Source organism: Lujinxingia litoralis (assembly GCF_003260125.1).
Lineage (GTDB): Bacteria > Myxococcota_A > Bradymonadia > Bradymonadales > Bradymonadaceae > Lujinxingia > Lujinxingia litoralis.
Window position 1 is genome coordinate 423,105 of record NZ_QHKO01000002.1, and the last position, 17,922, is coordinate 441,026.

General features: G+C 63.3%; 10 protein-coding genes. 5 read left to right on the top strand and 5 right to left on the bottom strand.

The features are described from left to right. Positions 1-304: 304 nt before the first annotated feature. From DL240_RS06380 to DL240_RS06395, 4 genes are all read left to right on the top strand, one after another. Entirely contained in the window at positions 305-2,380 is a 2,076-nt protein-coding gene (locus DL240_RS06380) for a (Fe-S)-binding protein (RefSeq protein WP_111729034.1), read from the top strand. Positions 2,381-2,523: 143 nt separating this feature from the next. Beyond that, entirely contained in the window at positions 2,524-3,768 is a 1,245-nt protein-coding gene (locus tag DL240_RS06385; RefSeq protein ID WP_111729035.1) for a serine hydroxymethyltransferase, read from the top strand. 94 nt (positions 3,769-3,862) lie between these two features. Further along, positions 3,863-4,573 carry a tetratricopeptide repeat protein gene (locus DL240_RS06390; RefSeq protein ID WP_111729036.1) on the top strand — a complete coding sequence of 237 codons (711 nt, stop codon included), beginning with the start codon at positions 3,863-3,865 and terminating at the stop codon, positions 4,571-4,573. A gap of 50 nt (positions 4,574-4,623) precedes the next feature. Next, the gene (locus DL240_RS06395; RefSeq protein WP_111729037.1) at positions 4,624-5,235 is read left to right on the top strand and encodes a YecA family protein; all 612 of its coding nucleotides are present in this window, start codon (positions 4,624-4,626) and stop codon (positions 5,233-5,235) included. A gap of 262 nt (positions 5,236-5,497) precedes the next feature. On the opposite strand, the gene DL240_RS06400 is transcribed toward DL240_RS06395, so the two are convergent. The 4 genes from DL240_RS06400 to DL240_RS06415 all read right to left on the bottom strand — a co-directional run bounded on the left by DL240_RS06400 (position 5,498) and on the right by DL240_RS06415 (position 13,722). Beyond that, positions 5,498-7,960: a sulfatase family protein gene (locus tag DL240_RS06400; RefSeq protein ID WP_146618142.1), complete on the bottom strand. Its 2,463-nt coding sequence runs from the start codon at positions 7,958-7,960 to the stop codon at positions 5,498-5,500. A 61-nt stretch (positions 7,961-8,021) separates the two neighbouring features. Beyond that, positions 8,022-10,514 (bottom strand): hypothetical protein, encoded by a 2,493-nt coding sequence (locus DL240_RS06405; RefSeq protein WP_111729039.1) that lies wholly within the window; start codon positions 10,512-10,514, stop codon positions 8,022-8,024. A 96-nt stretch (positions 10,515-10,610) separates the two neighbouring features. Further along, complete coding sequence (locus DL240_RS06410; RefSeq protein ID WP_111729040.1) at positions 10,611-11,192, bottom strand: hypothetical protein; 582 nt, start codon at positions 11,190-11,192, stop codon at positions 10,611-10,613. Positions 11,193-11,319: 127 nt separating this feature from the next. Beyond that, on the bottom strand, positions 11,320-13,722 hold the full coding sequence (locus DL240_RS06415) for a serine/threonine-protein kinase (protein ID WP_158542396.1): 2,403 nt from the start codon (positions 13,720-13,722) through the stop codon (positions 11,320-11,322). Between the two features lie 197 nt (positions 13,723-13,919). On the opposite strand from DL240_RS06415, the gene DL240_RS06420 reads away from it, so the two are divergent. Further along, a complete protein-coding gene (locus tag DL240_RS06420; protein ID WP_111729042.1) occupies positions 13,920-15,359 on the top strand; it encodes a sigma 54-interacting transcriptional regulator in 1,440 nt (479 codons plus the stop codon). A 106-nt stretch (positions 15,360-15,465) separates the two neighbouring features. Here the strand turns inward: DL240_RS06420 and DL240_RS06425 are convergent, their stop codons facing one another. Then, entirely contained in the window at positions 15,466-17,880 is a 2,415-nt protein-coding gene (locus DL240_RS06425) for a serine/threonine-protein kinase (protein WP_158542397.1), read from the bottom strand. Positions 17,881-17,922 lie beyond the last annotated feature (42 nt).

Genomic DNA, 17,922 nt, shown 5'->3' on the forward strand with positions numbered 1-17,922 from the left:
AACCGGGCGTTCGCTGGCCGATGGTGCCATAGCCGGGTTCGGGCGACCAGCGCCTACACAACTCGGGGACCTCCGGTCCACACGTCTCAAGCCCCGGCCGCCGCCCCCTCCTCCGGGCCGCCCCCCCCCCGCCCCCGAAGAGCCCGCCGTGGCACGGGGTTGCCGATTGCCCTTCGGTCGGTTATGTACAGGGGTCTTCGTGCCGCCTTTTTTGCGGCACCACCATCTGTATAAACGGCAACGGCTGCGCCCTCACGACGTGAGTATGGCGCGCCCCTGGTAACTTATTTTCGGAGTCTCCATCGTGGATAGCTTCCTCGAACTCAGCACGGGTCATCAATGGTTCCGCATGGTCCTGGGCCTCTGCGTGCTCGTCGGATTCGGCTTCGCCGGGCGCACCGTCTACTGGCTGCTGCGCTATGTGGCCGCCGGTCAGGGCGACCTTAAAACCAGTCAGATCCCCGAGCGCGTCAAAGGCATCATTACCCAGGTCCTGGGCCAGGCCCGCGTTATCGCCGAGCCGGCCGGGGTGCTCCACCTCTTCATCTTCTGGGGCTTTTTGATCCTCCAGATCGAGACCCTGGAGTACATCACCCGTGCCTTTAAATGGGACTTCCACCTGAGTTCGATCATCGGGCGAGGAGCCTATAACGGGGCGCTCTTCATGCAGGACGTCTTCGGATTCCTGGTGCTCGTGGCCATCAGCCTCTCGGCGTTCCGCCGTTATGTGATTCGCCCCAAGCACTCCCTGCAGTCGGTGGATGGTGCGGTGATCATCTCGCTGATCGCGGCGCTGATGCTCACCAAGTTCATCGCCAACGGCGCCGAAATCGCGTTCTTGAGCGTGGAAAACCAGGCCCACGATCCGCAGTGGACCCCGGTGGCACTCTTCACCTCGACGCTCCTTCAGGGCATGGGCGCCTCGCCGCAGTCCGAGGGGATGTTCTGGATCTACCATGTGTCCTACTGGTTCCACATCGCCATCGTCGTGGCCTTTGCCAACTACATTCCCTTTGGCAAGCACCTGCACCTGATCGGCGCCATCCCCAACATTTTCTTCCGCAAACTGGAGCCCTCCGGCGCGCTCTACCCCATCGACATGGAAGACGAGAACGTGGAGTCCTTTGGCGCGGCGCGTGTCGAAGATCTGCGCTGGAAGCAGCTCCTGGACACCTACGCCTGCACCGAGTGCGGTCGCTGCGAGCACTACTGCCCGGCCTACAACACCGGCAAGGCGCTCAACCCGATGGCGGTGATTCACAACATCAAAGAGCACCTGCGCGAGAAAGGCACCGCCGTCATCAAGGGTGGCAACTCCGAGGCTGCCGATGAGTTCCCGCCGCTGGCCGGTGGCATCATCACCAAAGAAGAGCTCTGGGCCTGCACCACCTGCGGGGCCTGCGTGGCCAACTGCCCGGTCTACATCGAGCACGTCGATACCATCGTCGACATGCGTCGTTACCTGGCGCTGATGGAGTCGGACTTCTCCGCCGAAGTTGGTCGCACCTTCCGCAACATGGAGAACAACTCCAACCCCTGGGGCATCTCCTCGTCGTACCGCGCCGACTGGGCCGAAGGCCTGGACATCCCGCTGATGAGCGAGATGACCTCGGCGCCTGATTACCTCTTCTTTGTCGGGTGCGCCGGCAGCTTCGACGACCGTCAGAAGAAGGTCACCCAGTCCTTTGCCAAGATCCTCCGCTCGGCTGGCGTCTCCTTCGCCATCCTCGGACCGGAAGAGGCCTGCACCGGCGATCCTGCCCGCCGCATCGGCAACGAGTACCTCTACTGGATGCTCGCCACCCAGAACATCGAGACGCTCAACAGCTACGGCGTGACCAAGATCATCACCACCTGCCCCCACTGCTTCCACACCATCGGCAAGGAGTATCCGCAGCTGGGTGGTCAGTACGAGGTGATCCACCACACCGCGCTGCTCAACGAGCTGCTCCAGCACCAGCGCATTCAGCTCAAGCCCACCGCGACCATGAAGGTCACCTACCACGACTCCTGCTACATCGGACGCTGGGACAACAGCTACAAGAACCCCCGCGAAGTGCTCCAGTCGGTGCCCGGGGTGGTCATGCAGGAAATGGATCTTAATAAGAAGCAGAGCTTCTGCTGCGGTGCCGGCGGCGGCCGGATGTGGATGGAAGAAACCGAAGGCAAGCGCGTCAACATCGAGCGTACCGACCAGGCGCTGGCCACCGCGCCGGATGCCATCGCGGTCAACTGCCCCTTCTGTTTGACGATGTTTGATGACGGCCTCAAGAACCGCGGCGCCGACGATGTCAAACTCCTGGATCTGGCCGAAATCATCGCCGACAACCTCGTCGTGCCCGTTGCCGACGATGAGATCAGCGAAGCGGCCGCCGAGTAAACGCTTTACCTGATGTACCCCGGCGCGCGCCGCGCGCCGGGTCGCTGTACGACCCGACCGCCGCCGAAGCCTTGCTGAGGCGGCGCTCTTCATTTGACGCCACGCTCGCCATGAGGCGGCCTGGCCCCCGACCTGGAGACGCCATGACCGAGACCTTAAACGCGCTTAAGCAGGCCGATCCGGAAGTCTTCGAGATCCTCGAAGCGGAAGACGCTCGCCAGCACGACACCATCCGCCTGATTGCCAGCGAGAACTACACCTCCCGGGCGGTCATGGAGGCCACCGGAAGCCGCCTGACCAACAAGTACAGCGAAGGCTACCCCGGTAAGCGCTACTACCAGGGCCAGGCCTACACCGACCGCGTGGAAAACCTGGCCATTGAGCGCGCCCGCGAGCTCTTCGGTGCCGATCACGTCAACATCCAGCCCTACAGTGGCTCGCCGGCCAACCTGGCGGTGTTCTACGCTATGCTGGAGCCGGGCGACAAAGTTCTGGGCATGGGCCTCCCCTTCGGCGGACACCTTACCCACGGCTGGAAGGTCAGCTTCTCCGGGCGCTTCTACGATGCTCACGCCTACGCCGTCGATGAGACGACCGAGACCATCGACTACGATGCCGTCGCTCGCCAGGCCCGGGAGATTCGCCCCAAGATGCTGATCTGCGGCGCCTCGGCCTACCCGCGCACCATTGATTTTGAGCGTTTTGCCGAAATCGCCCGCGAGGTTGATGCGATCCTCCTTGCCGACATCGCCCACATCAGCGGCCTGGTCGCCGGTGGCGTCCACCCCTCCCCGGTGCCGGTGGCCGACATCGTCACCACCACCACGCACAAGACCCTGCGCGGCCCGCGCAGCGGTATGATCATGTGCACCTCGGAGCATGCCTCGGCCATCGATCGCGCGATCTTCCCTGGCCTTCAGGGGGGCCCGCACATGAACCAGATCGCCGCGGCCGCCGTCGCCTTCGGCGAGGCCCTGACACCCGACTTCAAACACTACGCGCAGCAGGTGGTCGACAATGCCCGCGTACTCGCCGACGCCCTGCAATCGCAGGGGCTTCGCCTGGTCACCGGCGGCACCGACAACCACCTGGTGTTGGTCGACCTCACCCCGCGTGGCCTGGGCGGACGAGCGGCGGCCATCGCGCTGGAAAAAGCCGGCGTGGTCGTCAACTCCAACTCCATCCCCTTCGACAAGCGCAAGCCTTTCGATCCCTCCGGCATCCGCATTGGAACTGCCGCGATCACCACCCGGGGCATGGGCGAAGACGCCATGCGCCAGATTGCCGACTTTATGGCTCGCGCGCTCGACAACATCGACAACGATGACACGCTCAGCGGCATCCGCAGCGATGTAGAAGCCTTCTGTCGCGATTTCCCGATCCCTTGACCTTCAGGGGGGCCCTGGCGTTTAAGCACGCCTCCCCGGGGCTCATGGAGAGCCCCGGAGCCGGCCCCCACGCCACCTCCAGCAGTGACCATCTATGTACAACCTTCTCATCAGCATCGCCGGCCTGGTCGCCGTCACTCTCCTTACCGGCTTCGCCGTCGGCGGCGGAGAGCTGCGCATCGCCTACGGCATCGTCCCCGGGCTCATCGTCTTTGTGGGCCTCTACATCTACCTGGCGCGCCGCTCGATGAAGGCCGTCCAGGATATCGTAGGCCGGGCCCAGACCGATCTGCAGGCCAACCGAATCGATCGCGGCATCGAGATCCTCAAAGAAGCCTACGCCGTGGGCAAGTGGCAGTTCTTTGTCACCTCCCAGGTCGACGGACAGATCGGCACCGTCCTCTACATGAGCCAGCGCTTCGACGAGGCTGAGCCTTTCCTCAAGCGCTCATTTAAGCGCAACTGGGTCTCCCGGGCGATGCTCGGCACCCTGCTCTACAAGCGCAAGCGCTATGACGAGATGGAAAAGGTGTTTGAGGAGGCCGTGCTCGCCAACAAAAAGGAAGCGCTTCTGTGGAACATCTACGCCTACTGCATGTGGAAGAGCGGGCAGCGCGATAAAGCCATCAAAGTGCTCAACCGGGCCACCGAAAAACTCGAGAACGACGAGCGCACCGAGAAGAATCTCAAGGCGCTTCAGAACAACCGTAAGATGAAGATGCGAGGCTGGAACCTGATGTGGTATCAGTTCCACCTTGACCGGCCGCCGGCCCAGCGCCAGCAGGCTCAATTCCGTCGCCGTTAACCGTCCTCGAGCCTCGCCGCTCGACGCTTTATCCATCGAGAGTCCAGCGTATGTCCGAAGCGATCCCTGCCTCCGAGATTCCCGAGAACATCGGCCGCAACGATCCCTGCCCCTGCGGCAGCGAGAAAAAGTACAAGCGCTGCTGCCAGCGCACCCACCAGATCCAGAAAGAGAGCGAAAAGCAGAGCCGTCAGCCCCACCAGCTCATCGGCTCCAAGACCATCCCCTACAAGGTCTACAAGGTGCTGACCCAGGTCTTTGAGAGCAACGCGCTTGCCCTCTACTACGATCTGAGCCACGAGGCCGGCCCCTTCCGCCAGCGCTACCCCGAGAAGGGAGCCTTCATCGAAGCGGTAGACCAGGGCAATGACGCCATGGTCGCCGGTCCGGACTACGAGCTGCAGCACTTCCGCGTCGACGGTCCTGACGTCTACGTGGTGCTCACCCAGGGGCAGAACGACCCGCGCGTCGAAGAAGTCCAGGTTGACGTGATCACCCTTCGACCCAACGAACTCGACGCCGAAGGCAACGCGCGCGAAGCCGACTACCGGGGCTTCCGCATCTGGGATGTGCAGCGCCACACCGTCAACAAAGACGAGTTCACCAGCGCGACCCACCCCGACTTAAGCAAGCTCGGTGTGACCTGGAAAGCGGCCAACTAAGCCCTTTTCTACAGCCCCCGGAGCGCTTTACCTGGACCAGGCAATGCGCTCGAGACCCGCCGGACTCCCATGTCCGGCGGGTTTTTTGATCGGTTTAAGACCTCCCCTCTTTGCGCCAGGGGGGAGCCGAAATGCTCCTCGCTATTCCCACTACAACGCCCTCGCCCTCGTTCAGGACAGCACAAACAAAAAAGCCCGCCCGGCGTAAAACGCCGGGCGGGCTTTTTGTAGGCCTTTTGAAGGCCTACGCACATGCAGTCCGTCAATCCACCTGACTGACCTGCTCCCAGAACTCGGGGCTCACATTGGTGGAGGTGCCCCAGTGCTCTTTGTCCCAGCGCTCGCGATGCGCACGGAACCAGGCCACGGAATCCTGCAGCCAACGGCTGGCCAGCGGATGGTCCGCGCTCACGTCGTTGAGTTCACGCACGTCCTCGCGCCGATCAAAGAGTTTGAACTGGCCGGCGCGCAGGTAAATCTTCCAGTGCGCCACCTGCATGCCGTAATGAAGCTGATACTGCGTGGCCACCGCCGGATTGGGATAGCCGCCGTGCTGCCCGTACATCACCGGCAGCAGGTTCATCCCCTGCTTCTCCTCCGGATGCGCCAGCCCCAGGAGCGCGGTGACGGTAGGCAGCACGTCGACCACATCGGCACCGGACTTCACCACCCGCTCCTGCGGGAGTTTCGAATAATGGAAGATCAGCGGAACGTGGACCATCTCCTGATGCACGTTATGGCCATGGCCCACGCTGCCATGCTCCCAGAACTCTTCCCCGTGGTCCGAGGTCACCACCACCAACGTCTCATCCCAGATCCCCATGCGCTCCAACTCGGCGCGCAGGTGCCCAAAGGCGTTATCGTTGTAGGTGATTTCGTTCTTGTAGAGGTTGATGATCCGTTGCTTATCCCGCTCGCTCACCGGGAGTCTCTTGCCTTTGACCAGTCCCAGGTCCTCGCCAGAGATATAGCGCTGGAAGCGACCATTGTAGGGCTCGGTGTCATAGAGGCCGATGTACTCCTGGTGACGCCGATAGGTCACATGCGGATCGATCGTACCCAGGTAGAGGAAGAAGGGATTCTCGAGATTATTCTCGGCCCACCCCAGCCCCTGGCGCGCCATGAACATGCCGTCGAGACCGGTCTGCTCATGGATGTTGTTCTGGTAGAAGTCCCAGCCCCGGCGCAGGTTGAGCAGATGAGAGGCGTACCCGTTGCTGGAGTACATCGCGGTGCGGTAGTTCGCGTCTTTAAAGAACTGCTGAATGACCCGCACATTGTCGCGCACCTTCCCTCGTCCGGCCACCCCGTGGCGGTTGGGGTAAAGCCCGCTGAAGAGCGATGCATGACTCGCCCGTGACTCCGTGCCCTGAACGTAGGCGAGTTCAAAACTCACGCCCTCATCGGCCAGGCGCTTCAGGTTGGGCGCCTGCACGTCGGTGTCGAAGTGAATCGGCAGAAAGTCCGCCCGGAGAGTGTCGATTACCCAGAACACCACATAGCGGGGAGGCTCGATCGCCTCGGGCATCGCCGGCAACTCGCCGGGGCGAACCAGGCGCGCGCCCTTCAGGGTCAGCGGTGCCTGGCATGCGTCATCGGCGATGATCTCCAGCCGGGCGATCTGATCGTCGTCGACCGGGAGCTTCCAGGACGTGGATTGCTCCGCACCACGCTCGGGCACCAGCGCGCGCCCATCCTCCAGCGCCGCGCGGACCTTACCCTGCCCTTCTTCAACCTCTAGACGAACCTGCGGACCACACCCCGGCTCGGCCCGAAGATCGAGCTGCAGGTGCGCATCCTGATGGGCCCAGACCAGCCAGCTCAGCCCCTCACCGGCAGCCAGGCGAACCTCGCCCTGCCCCAGGTTGTGCTGGTGTGGCGCGAGTTCGGCGAGCGGCGTGTTTTCCAGACCAGCCTCACCCGGCGTCGGGGCGGCCTCGCCACCCGGAGCCGCAGCCGTCCCTTCTCCCACAGCCTGCTCCGCTGACGCATCACTCCCACCGGAGCCTGCCCCCTCATCCTCGAGACTCGGCGTGGCGACTTCCTGCGGAAGCGCCGCTCCAAAGCGTGCCCAGGCAAGACCTCCACCGGAGAGCTGGCCGTCGATACGGCCCATGTTGGAGAAGGTCAGCACCAATGCGTTGTCGGCGCGCACTGGCGCCCCCTGAAGCGAGAGGCGCACGGTTTGCCACCCCTCCTCCAGCGCAACCGTCTCCAGCGCATGTCCGTTAAGCGCGACCTGAAGCTCGTTATGACCTCGCGCGGGATTGAACACCCGCAGCGCCAACTCCTCGATCTCCCCGCCCGGAGCCGGCAGCCAGATACTGGCCTTCCGTCCCCGGGTGCCCGAGACCCTTCCCCCCTCCACATCGGCCCCCACAATCCACTCCCGACCATGATTGCCGTGAACGTAGCGCATGAAATCGAGCTCACGGGCGTCGATCCAGTACGCGCGCTCCTGCCCATCGCGGGTCACACGATGCGCCAGGGGACGGTTCTGCAGAAGATCAAAGGCGGTGTAGTGAGGGGCGTCCAGGTTGGGCAGGGGCGGATCGATCTCAGGAACTCCGCTCTGAGGTTCGAGCGTCGGATCGGCCACGCGTTTGAGTTCCTGCTGATGTGCGGAAACCTGCTCCGGAGAGCGGCTACTACAAGCCACAGTGGTGCCGGCGGCGAGCAGCAGCGCGGCGAGGGAGAGCCGATGAGGCCACGTCGTCGATATCATGATGCGTTCTTTCTCAAATGGGGCGCGCGGCCCGGCGTATCCCTGGCCGCGCGTCAACGGGCTACTGCTGGAGGGTCGTTCGGTTAAAGCTCGAGGTCACAAGGCCAGCGCGGCGAAGTCCCACACCGCTGGAGCGCACCAGATCGTTGATCGTTACTGTCGTACGTATCGCGTCAACAATCACAGTCCCGCGGGTGAAGAAGTCGGGGCCACCAGGACGCACCGGCGGAATCACAACGCTATGGCTAAACGCGCTGTTATCCCCCTGGGGGCCCATCGCCCAGACGTCCCAACTGCGCTCCTCGCCGACCATGCGCACCCGATAGATCGGTCCGGCGTCGGCGTCAATCGACAGCGTGCGCTGACCACGGTTGGCGCTGAGCGTTGAGGCTCCCGGGAAGGTTCCCAGCCGGGTGGTCGTGCCCAGCGACTGCCCATTCCACAACGCCGCCGAGAAGTCGGTCGCCAGCGTATTGCCCTCGGCGCTAAACGCCAGCGCGAGCAACGCGTAGCGGCCACCGACGGTGGTGCCATAAGGCGGCGCCATAAAGAGCGTACGCGGGTCCGGGCGGCCGTCTTCATCCTCGTCGGTGGTCGCACTGATGCCCAGCGGCACAAAGCCCGGACCATCGAGTTGCACGCCGCCGACCAGAACGGCCACTGACGCCGCATCGCTACCCAACTGCGGGAAGTTCGAGATGTTCACCGCCGTCGACAGACGCTGGCGCACCGAAGGCGCCAGGTCCTCTTCTGGAAAATTCCGGTAATCGGGCAGCCACTCATCGGTATCACCGTTGTTGTTGATATCCGAAACATCGAGCGCCCGGGGAAGCGCCGCCATCAGCATCGGCTGCTGAGCGTGATCAAAGCGGCTAAAGAGGGGCAGCAACACCCCGATTGCCTGGTTCACGTTTTCGGGAGGCGATGTGAACACGCTGAGCAGATCTCTGAAGGGGACCCTGCCCGCCAGTCCCCAGGCAAGGCGCGCACCGGCGGCGCCCTGCACGTAGTAAGTCTGCTTCGCGTCGATCTGCAGGCCTCCGAGGCGGCCGTAAGCCACCAGACCACCGGGCAAAGGCACGTCCGCGCCGCCCATCCCCGGGATCTCAATCCGAGTCGTGAAGGTGTCGCCCAACAGCCGGGTCAGGTCCAGGTCCAGCAAATCACCGGCGACGCTCGCTCCCGCCAGCCCCACATTAATATCTCCCGACGTGTTCAGCTGGCTGAGATCAAAGGAGCCGGTAAAGCCGGCCGCAGGCCCGCTACCCGAGCGTGGCGAGACGGGAAGGCGGATGTCGCGCGCCTCGACTCCCTGCACCGTGAGGTAGTTGTACGCGGGATGAAACACCGAGACTTCATAGGCACCTTCGACGCGCTCAAAGAGCGCCAGGCCCTCGTCATCGGTGGTGGCTTGCTGGTCCCCGATCTCCACCTGGGCGCCGCTGAGCGGACGCCCGGTTTCCATATCCAATGCAACAACCCGGATCACATCTCCGGGCACCAACCCACTGTTGGTAAACGTCGACCTCCCGTTGCACTGAATCGGGTCCCCGCCAGCGAGCACGGCACTAACTTCGGTGGTGCCAGCGCCGGTACCACCGACCAGGTAGTTGCCATCGATCGCCGCCACAGCGCTGTTGGTGGACGACCAGATGAAACTCGCCGCCACGCCATTGCCGTCTTCATCCAGGGCAAACGCCTCCAGGGCAATGCGCTCATTGGGGGCAATGAGCCGGCCGCCGGTAATCATGATGCAAGAGTGGGTAAGCGGCGGGTCAATGCACTGCCCCATGTCACAGAGCTGCCCTTCCTCGCAGGTGTCGTTGCCCCGACAGAGGCGCTCCTGGCAGACCTCGCCCACACACTCGGCGCGAGGGCCGCAGTCATCATCGGTGCTGCACTCCGGAGTGAACTGGCAGACCCCGGCAATGCACTGCTCCTGAGGGCCGCAGTCATCACCAAAGGTGCACTCGGGCCGCTCCACGCAGCTCTCTTCCACACAGATTTCGGAGGGACGACAATCCAAATCCTCGTTGCATTCAGGACCAGCCACACACTCGCCGGCCTGGCACAACTCGTTGGTGCCGCACTCATCGTTGAGCAAACATCCGCGGCACTGCCCCTCGTCACAGATGAGCCCGTCGCATTGCGCATCCGACTCGCAGACCTCCGGCACGCAGCGGCATCCGAGCTGCACGCTGCCCTCGTCGCAGGAAAGCTCGCAGGCGATGTTCACACATACGCCCACTTCCAGGTCGCACACCGCGCGCTCACAGGTGTCCGAGTCCGCTGAATCGGCCTCGCAGACCCCGCTGCCGCAATCGAGGTCACTCTCACAGGCGATTGGCGTCACATCAGCGTCGTCGCCATCGGCATCCGGGATATCGTCACCGACACAGATGCTGCCAACGCACTGCCCGCCCTCGGGACACTGATCATCGGTCTGACAATGCTGACCGATGGCGGTGCGCCCACAGGAGGCTGCCATCACACAGAACGCGCCGACCACGAGCGTGCGCAGAAGAGAAGAATACGAAGAGGTCGCCAGGTTCATGGGCTTGCGCCTTGGAAAACGGTTCATCAGCAAACACGATCAGATGCGCCGAGTGTAGTGAATTCGGTGCAGAGATTCCATGTTCGAATCAGGCACTTAGATCATAAAGCGCTGGCGTTTACTGCGAGCCAGCTGACGCTCCCGTCGGAGCGCATAGCGCGCGATCGCCTGCTGATGCGGTTGCGAAATAGCCCGAAAGGCAAAGGCCGCACCGGCTCGCTCGGGGGCCTCGTCCACCCGAACCACCTCGCCAAGGGCCAGAATCTCCGGGCTATGCAGGCTGGGGATCTGAACGCGAATCTCCGCCAGGTCACCGACCTCCCAGCGAGGCTGGTCCTCATCGCCGGCTAGCCACAGCCCCTGATCGTTGAGTTCCACCCAGCGCGAGGCCAGCCCGGCCTGATTATGTGTCTCAATCAGTCGCTGCATCTCGGTGATTTGCTGACGCATCGCTCGCAGTTCATTGAGCACGAAGATCATTTCTCGGGAAAGATCCTCGGCATGATCGCGCCAATCCAGCGCATCGTTCATCACGCTGTCGCTTTCCAGCACCGCCAGGTCCAGAATACGCGCCTCCAGCGCTTCGATTCGGTCCTGCTCAACGGGATCAATCTGACAGGGAAGCAGACTGCGCACACGCACAGAGCTGCGGCGGTCGGCAGGGGTTCTCTCACTCATGACGGTACTCCTGGGGTCCTGGAAGATCGCGGGCTGCCTCAGGCGCTCAGCCAGTCTGACAGACTGACCCAGAGCCCGAGCGGGTTCAGACTACATCAGGGGAGCGCAAGGGCAACAACCTCACCCATCAGGGGCGAAACACCAGCTGACTGCCCTGCCCGGCGCGCACCGCCACGGTTCGGGTCTCGGAGTAGCGCTTAAAGCTCGTGAAATACACACGCACTTCGTAGCTCCCGGCGTCCAGGCGATGATCACTGAGCCGAGCGCTCTCGGCGACGAGCGCGCCGTCGATATAGATGCGAGCATCGTCCACATTATCCACGCGCACACTGAGTGTTCCCTGCTCCGAGGCCTGCGCCGTCTCGCCCAGCTCCCAGATATTCAGCGCCTCAGCGGTGTTGGATGCACCGGACTTCGAGGGCTTCGGCGAGGCGCTCCGGCGTGAGGAGGAGCGCCGGCTGCTCCTCTTCGACGTGGATGTAGTGGGCTTTGCTTTGGCGGAGGCTTGTACATCGAAGCTCAGATGCACCTCTTGCACTCGCGGGTCGTCTTCCTCCCAGCGGAGGGTCTGCTCTTGTGGAGACGCATCCTCCAACTCGGCGTAGACTTTGTGTTCCATCTCGCGTGAGAGCCCCATGGCCGTCACGGGAGACTCGCCCAGAAGTTCGCCATTCACATAGACCTTTGCACCGGGCGGCGACGTCGCGATCTGGAGGATCCCTCCCAGCGCCTCAAGCTGCATGACCAGCGGATGCATCTGAGCTTCGGCTACGAGCTGGAGTTCTTTGACGTCGTAGCCGTCGCGCTCAAAACGCAATGCGTACCCGCGCCCCACCCTCAACTCCTTGAGGGTGGTGGGCGTGGCGCCCACAAAGGTGTCGTCGAGATAGACCCGGGCGTTGGCCGGCTCTGTAGAGACCATCAGGTTGGTGTGAGTCGACGCTGCCGGCGCCTGTTCGACGACCGGAGCCGCGGCGCCCGCGCGCAGGTCATCTCCCCACATCACCCAGCCAGCCAGCCCCACGACGAGGAGCGCTACGAAGGCCAGGACAACCCCGACGAGATAGGGACGTGTGCGCATCAGGCGCTCAACGCGCGACCAGATCGCAGACGTCACACGCACTCCCGGCTGAGTGCGTCCCACCGCCGGCAACTCCCCGGGCGTCTTTACCCCGGGGCGCGGCGTTTGCGCAGGCAGGTCCCGCAACGAAGCGCCAAAGCCCACGGCCGGATTCGCCGCCGTGGGCACCGCGGCCGGCGCCCGAAGCCCCACCGGCGCCTGAGCCTCGCGCGTCGGCATCTCGTGGGCACTCGCCTCCTGGTACGCAGACCTGAGCGCCGGCCCCGGAACCGGCCGCGCCGGAACCTTCTCCTGAGTCTCAACCTCATCGTGATCGGCCCAATCCACCATCGCCGTGGCGGCATCGGCATCCAAATCATCGACCGCCGGCTCGTCACGCATGAAGATCTGGGTGTGCTGATCCTCCTCAAAATCCGAGGATTCATCCGCCCGCGCGGCATCAAAAATCACGCTGTGCTGGCTCGCCTCAAACTCCGAGCGCTGCATCGCCTCAAAGCCCGCCGCCCGCGTCTCTTCCGGCAGATGCGTCTGCAGATAGGCACGCACAAATTCGGCGAGTTCCGGGCGCCCCACCGGCAAAAGCTCCGCCCGGGCCACCTCGACGAGCTCGCGTTTCATCGCCAGCGCGCTCTCGTAACGCAGCTCCACATTGCGCATCAGCGCTCGCCGAATCACCCCGGCCAGCCCTGGTGAGAGTTCGGGAACGACCTGTTCAATCGGCGGAAAGTCGGCCTGGCGCACCGCCCGGAGAAGTTCGCCGTCGGGAACGCTATCAAAGGGGTGCGCGCCGGCGAGCACTTCATAGAGAAGCATCCCGAGCGCGTACACGTCGGTTCGCCCGTCAATGTGGTGGCCCAGCGCCTGCTCCGGGCTCATGTAGTAGAACTTGCCCTTGATGATGCCGGCCTGAGTCTGCTCCGCGCGCATGCGGGCCTTGGCGATGCCAAAGTCCACCAGCTTGACTTCGCCGTCGACGCTGAGCATGACATTTTGCGGCGAAACGTCGCGGTGAACCAACTCCAGGGGCCGGCGGTCCGGGCCGAGCTTGGTGTGCGCGTAATGCAACGCATCCGCAAGCTGGATGGCCACATGGACGGCGATCTCCGTGGGCAGACGGCGGTGCTGGCGTTCCACCCGTTCGCACAACACGTGGAGATCGAGGCCGTCAATAAACTCCATGGCGATGAAGTAGCGGCCGTTGACCACCCCCAGATCAAAAATTTGCCCGATGTTGCCGTGGCTGAGCTGAACCACCAGCTTGGCTTCATCGATGAGCATGGAGGCAAATTCGCTATCCTCAGAAAACTGACGATGCAGGCGCTTGATCGCCAGGAGCTTCGCGAATCCGTCGACACCGTCGGTGCGGGCCTTAAAAATCTCGGCCATCCCCCCCACTGCCAGTCGCTCCAGCAGGGTATACTTGCCAAATTTCTCGCCGGTTTCTATCATGCCTACTTCATATTCAGGGCCATGGATCGGGCCGTCATTGTGACGCATTTTGGTGGTTCCGGCCACTCGTTTCCTGCCCCTGAACGATGAAAAGCGCGGCGCCTGGCGCCGAGTTGAAGCCCTCTCGACCATTTCGTCAACGTGCTCCCCGGTATTGGGCCAGGGACACGCATCCTTGCAGCCCGTGTCGAGGCCCCATGGCGCCCTACGAGCCCTATTCAGACCAGTCGCAGCCCACCAAGATCGCCTACCTCAACGGCGCTCCGAAAACGGTGCACATCCGCCGCGCCCAGCTCATCGTCAATCCGGGCAGCGAGCAGGAACAAGAGCTCTTCTTCGACCAGAACGTCATCAAAATCGGCGCTCTGGAAGACAATGACATCGTGCTCGACGACGAGACCGTCAGTCGAAACCACTGCCGCATTGTCCAGGAAGATGACCACTACATTGTGGTCGATCAGAACTCGACCAACGGCACTCACATCAACGGGGTACGTATTCGGGAGGCCTTCCTCTCGCCAAACGTCATCCTATGCGTGGGCAACACCAACATCCGCTTTCGCCCCATTGACGAAGAAGTGGCCGTGGAGCCCTCGCGCACCGAGCGCCTGGGCAACATCGTGGGCCGCTCGGTGAAGATGCGCGAAATCTTCGACATCCTCTCCAAAATCGCCCCCACCGCCGCCACCGTGGTCATTGAGGGGGAAACCGGCACGGGCAAAGAGGTTGTCGCGCAGACCATCCACCAGATGAGCCCGCGCAAAGACAAACCTTTCATCGTCTTTGATTGCGGTGCAGTGCCCGAAAGCCTGATTGAGAGCGAGCTCTTCGGTCACGAAAAGGGCAGCTTCACCGGCGCGATCATGACGCGTAAGGGCCTCTTTGAGATGGCCCAGGGCGGCACGATCTTCCTCGACGAGCTGGGGGAACTCTCCATCGACCTGCAGCCCAAGCTCCTGCGTGTGCTGGAGCAACGCGAGGTGCGCCGGGTCGGCTCCAACAAACCCATCCCCATCAACGTGCGTGTGGTCGCCGCGACCAACCGCAGTCTCGAAGATGAAGTGCGCGAGGGGCGTTTTCGCGAGGACCTCTTCTACCGCCTGAGCGTGGTGCGGCTCTTTCTGCCGGCGTTGCGTGAGCGCAGCGTGGACATCCCGCTGCTGGTGGAGCATTTCCTCAACGTGCTCGACTGCAACCTGGACTTTGATGGCGAGCGCCGGCTCACAAGTGTGCAGCCCGAAGCGCTGGCCGCGCTGATGGCCTATGAATGGCCTGGTAATGTGCGAGAGCTGGCCAACGCCATTGAGCGGGCCTGCTCCTTTGCCGAAACCGACATGCTTCAGCTGGCCGACCTCCCCGATTACATCGCCGGGCAACGTCCCCGTCAGATCGACTCCGGGCCGCTCGGTGAAGGCGATCAGTGGACGCAAATCCCGGCCAAATCCGAGCTCAAGGACCAGCCCTTTAAAGAGGCCAAAGAGCAGTGGATTTCCTCGTTTGAGCGCGACTACATCACCGAGCTCCTCACCCGCCACGGGGGCAACATCAGCCAGGCCGCGCGCGAGGCGGATATCGACCGCAAGTACTTCCGCAAGCTGATGACCAAGTACGGCATCGCTGCCGATGAAGTCGGCTAAGCCCTACCTGTAGACGCTCCGGGGAGCGTCGGGGCTCGAAGCGAATATCGCGTCGAAACCCCGCCCCCCGGCTCGGCTAAGCCCTGGCTGTAGGCGCTCCGAGGACTCAGGGCTCGAAGCGAATATCGCGTCGAAATCCCGTCCCCTCCCCGGCCAAAACCTCAATCCCGAAATCCACCTGACGATCGCCACGGCGGAAGCTCAGGGTATACGCCCCGGCGGCCACCGGAATGCGCCCGTCACCTTCGATCGGGGTGACCAGGCCGGTGGGTACGCCGTTGAGGTAGAGCTCCCACCAGTCTTCACCGCTGCTCACGCTGAGCCAGCCGAAGTCTTCTTCGCTGCGCACCGGGAGCTCGCCAATGGAGTCCTGCTCCAGGGTCCCCAGCCCCATTTCGGGAAATCCGATCGCGCTCTCAAATGCGCCCCATTTCAACTGATAGATGCGCCGGGGATTAAGATCGGTGAGCACGACCGGGGGCGTTCCGTAGGAGCGCCCGTTGAGCATGACCTCGTCGGCGCTCTCGCCGGCGATGAGCAGACGATCGGCGGGCTCCAACTCCAGGGCAAAGGTCGCATCACCGCCGACTTCCAGCCCCACGTAGCGGCTAAAAGGTCGGTACCCGGGCGCAATGGCCTCCAGGAGTCGACGCCCGCGGGCCAGCGCCAGGGTCGCCTCAGTGCGCTCGCGGGTGCTCACAGGCTGACCATCCACAAAGACCTGCACGCCTTCGAGCGCCGGCCAGGAGAGTGTGACTTCGACCTCGGCACTGAGATCCGCCAGCAGCTCCGTGGATGCGCCCGGCTCAAGCTCTACGCTCGAGATCCAGGGCTCATGCTCCGGATGCCGCACCTCCACCGCGTAGGTTCCGGCGGCCAGGTCTCCAAGGATGGCCGGCGCCCCCTGAGCTCGTTCGACACCGTCGATCCAGATCGATACCCCCTGAGCCGGCCGGGCCTGGATCTGCAGCGTGGCCGTGGCCGGCGCCGCTACCTCGGCCGGTTGCTGCAGCAGCATGTAGAGCGCGGCCGAGCCCAGCCCGGCAACGAGAAGCACGCTGACAAAGGCCAGAACAATGCGGCGCCGTGTGCCGGCATCGAGCCCGGTGCTGGCCGCCGGCGGTGGCGGCGCCTGAAGCCCGGGGGCCTCCCGGGTGTGGGTGCTCTGAATCGCCGCCAGCGCCCGTTGTGGATTGGCCACACCGGTCACGTCGGTGGCTTCCGCCTCAAAGCGCCCTGCCCGCTGCGGTGTCGGTGAGGCCGCCGTCTGACCGGTACCTTCGGCGGCCAGTGCTTCACCGATGCGTGCTTCCACGTCGTCGCGAGTCTCATCGATGGTATCGGGGGCCTCGGCCCAGAGATCAGCATCGGCAAAATCGAGCCCCCCGGCCTGCACCACGGTGTGGTTGGCCACAAAGGCATCGATGTCGACGTCTTCCTCCGGGGCCTCATCAACATCCCAGATCTGGGTGGCTTCCCCCAGCTCCGCGTCACTATCATCGCCGCCCGGGCCGTAGGACTCAGCGAAGAGACGGCGCACATCATCGGCGGAGTTCACCTTGCGGTAGATCTCGCGCTTGAGCTTCTCGTCGTCATAATCTTCGGCAAAAGCGCTACGCATCCAGGTGGTCAGCTGCGAGCGATGATACGGGGGCTTGAGCTGCGTCAGATAGCCCGCCAGGTCGTCGGCCAACTCCGAGGCCCACTGGTAACGCTCCTCGCGCTCACCAGCCAACGCCCGCAGCACGATCGCCTCGACCTCTGCCGGAATCTTCGGGTTGTACACCCGCGGCGACTCGATCTGCGGGTCGCGAATCAGCTTCAGAGTTTCAAACTGCCCTTCGCCGCGGAAGAGCCGCTGATTGGTCAAAAGTTCCCAGAACAACGTCCCCATCGCAAAGATGTCACTGCGGTGGTCGATGCTCTGCCCGCGAACCTGCTCCGGGCTCATGTAGCCGAACTTCCCCTTGAGCACGCCCACCTGGGTGCGCGTGCTCTGCGAGGCGGCCTTGGCGATACCAAAGTCGATGACCTTGACCTGCCCGTCCCAGCTCACCAGCACGTTCTGGGGGCTGATATCCCGGTGAATGATGTTGAGCGGGTTTCCGTTCTCGTCGGTCTTGCGGTGCACGTAATCCAGACCGCGCGCGATCTCGTGGAGAATATGACAGGCCATATCCACCGAGAGGATCGTATTCTGACGGCGCACCAGCTTTTGCAGTGCGAGCAGGTCCTGACCGGCCACAAACTCCATCAGGATGTAGAAGCTCGACTGGAACTTCCCCAGCTCGTAGTTCTGCACCACGTTGGGGTGGCGCAGCTGGACGGTGAGCCGGGCCTCATCGACGAACATCTTGATGAAGTCTTCGTCTTCGGCCAGATGCGGCAGGATGCGCTTGAGCGCAAAGTAACGGTTGGGGTCGGGAGCGCCCAGGGGTTTGGCGCGAAAGACTTCGGCCATCCCCCCAACACTGACGCGCTCCAGCAGCGTGTATTTGCCAAAGAGGAGGGGGCGTTCCAAAGCGAGGACCTGCGCGCTGCGTGGCGGGAAAACGAATCGGCG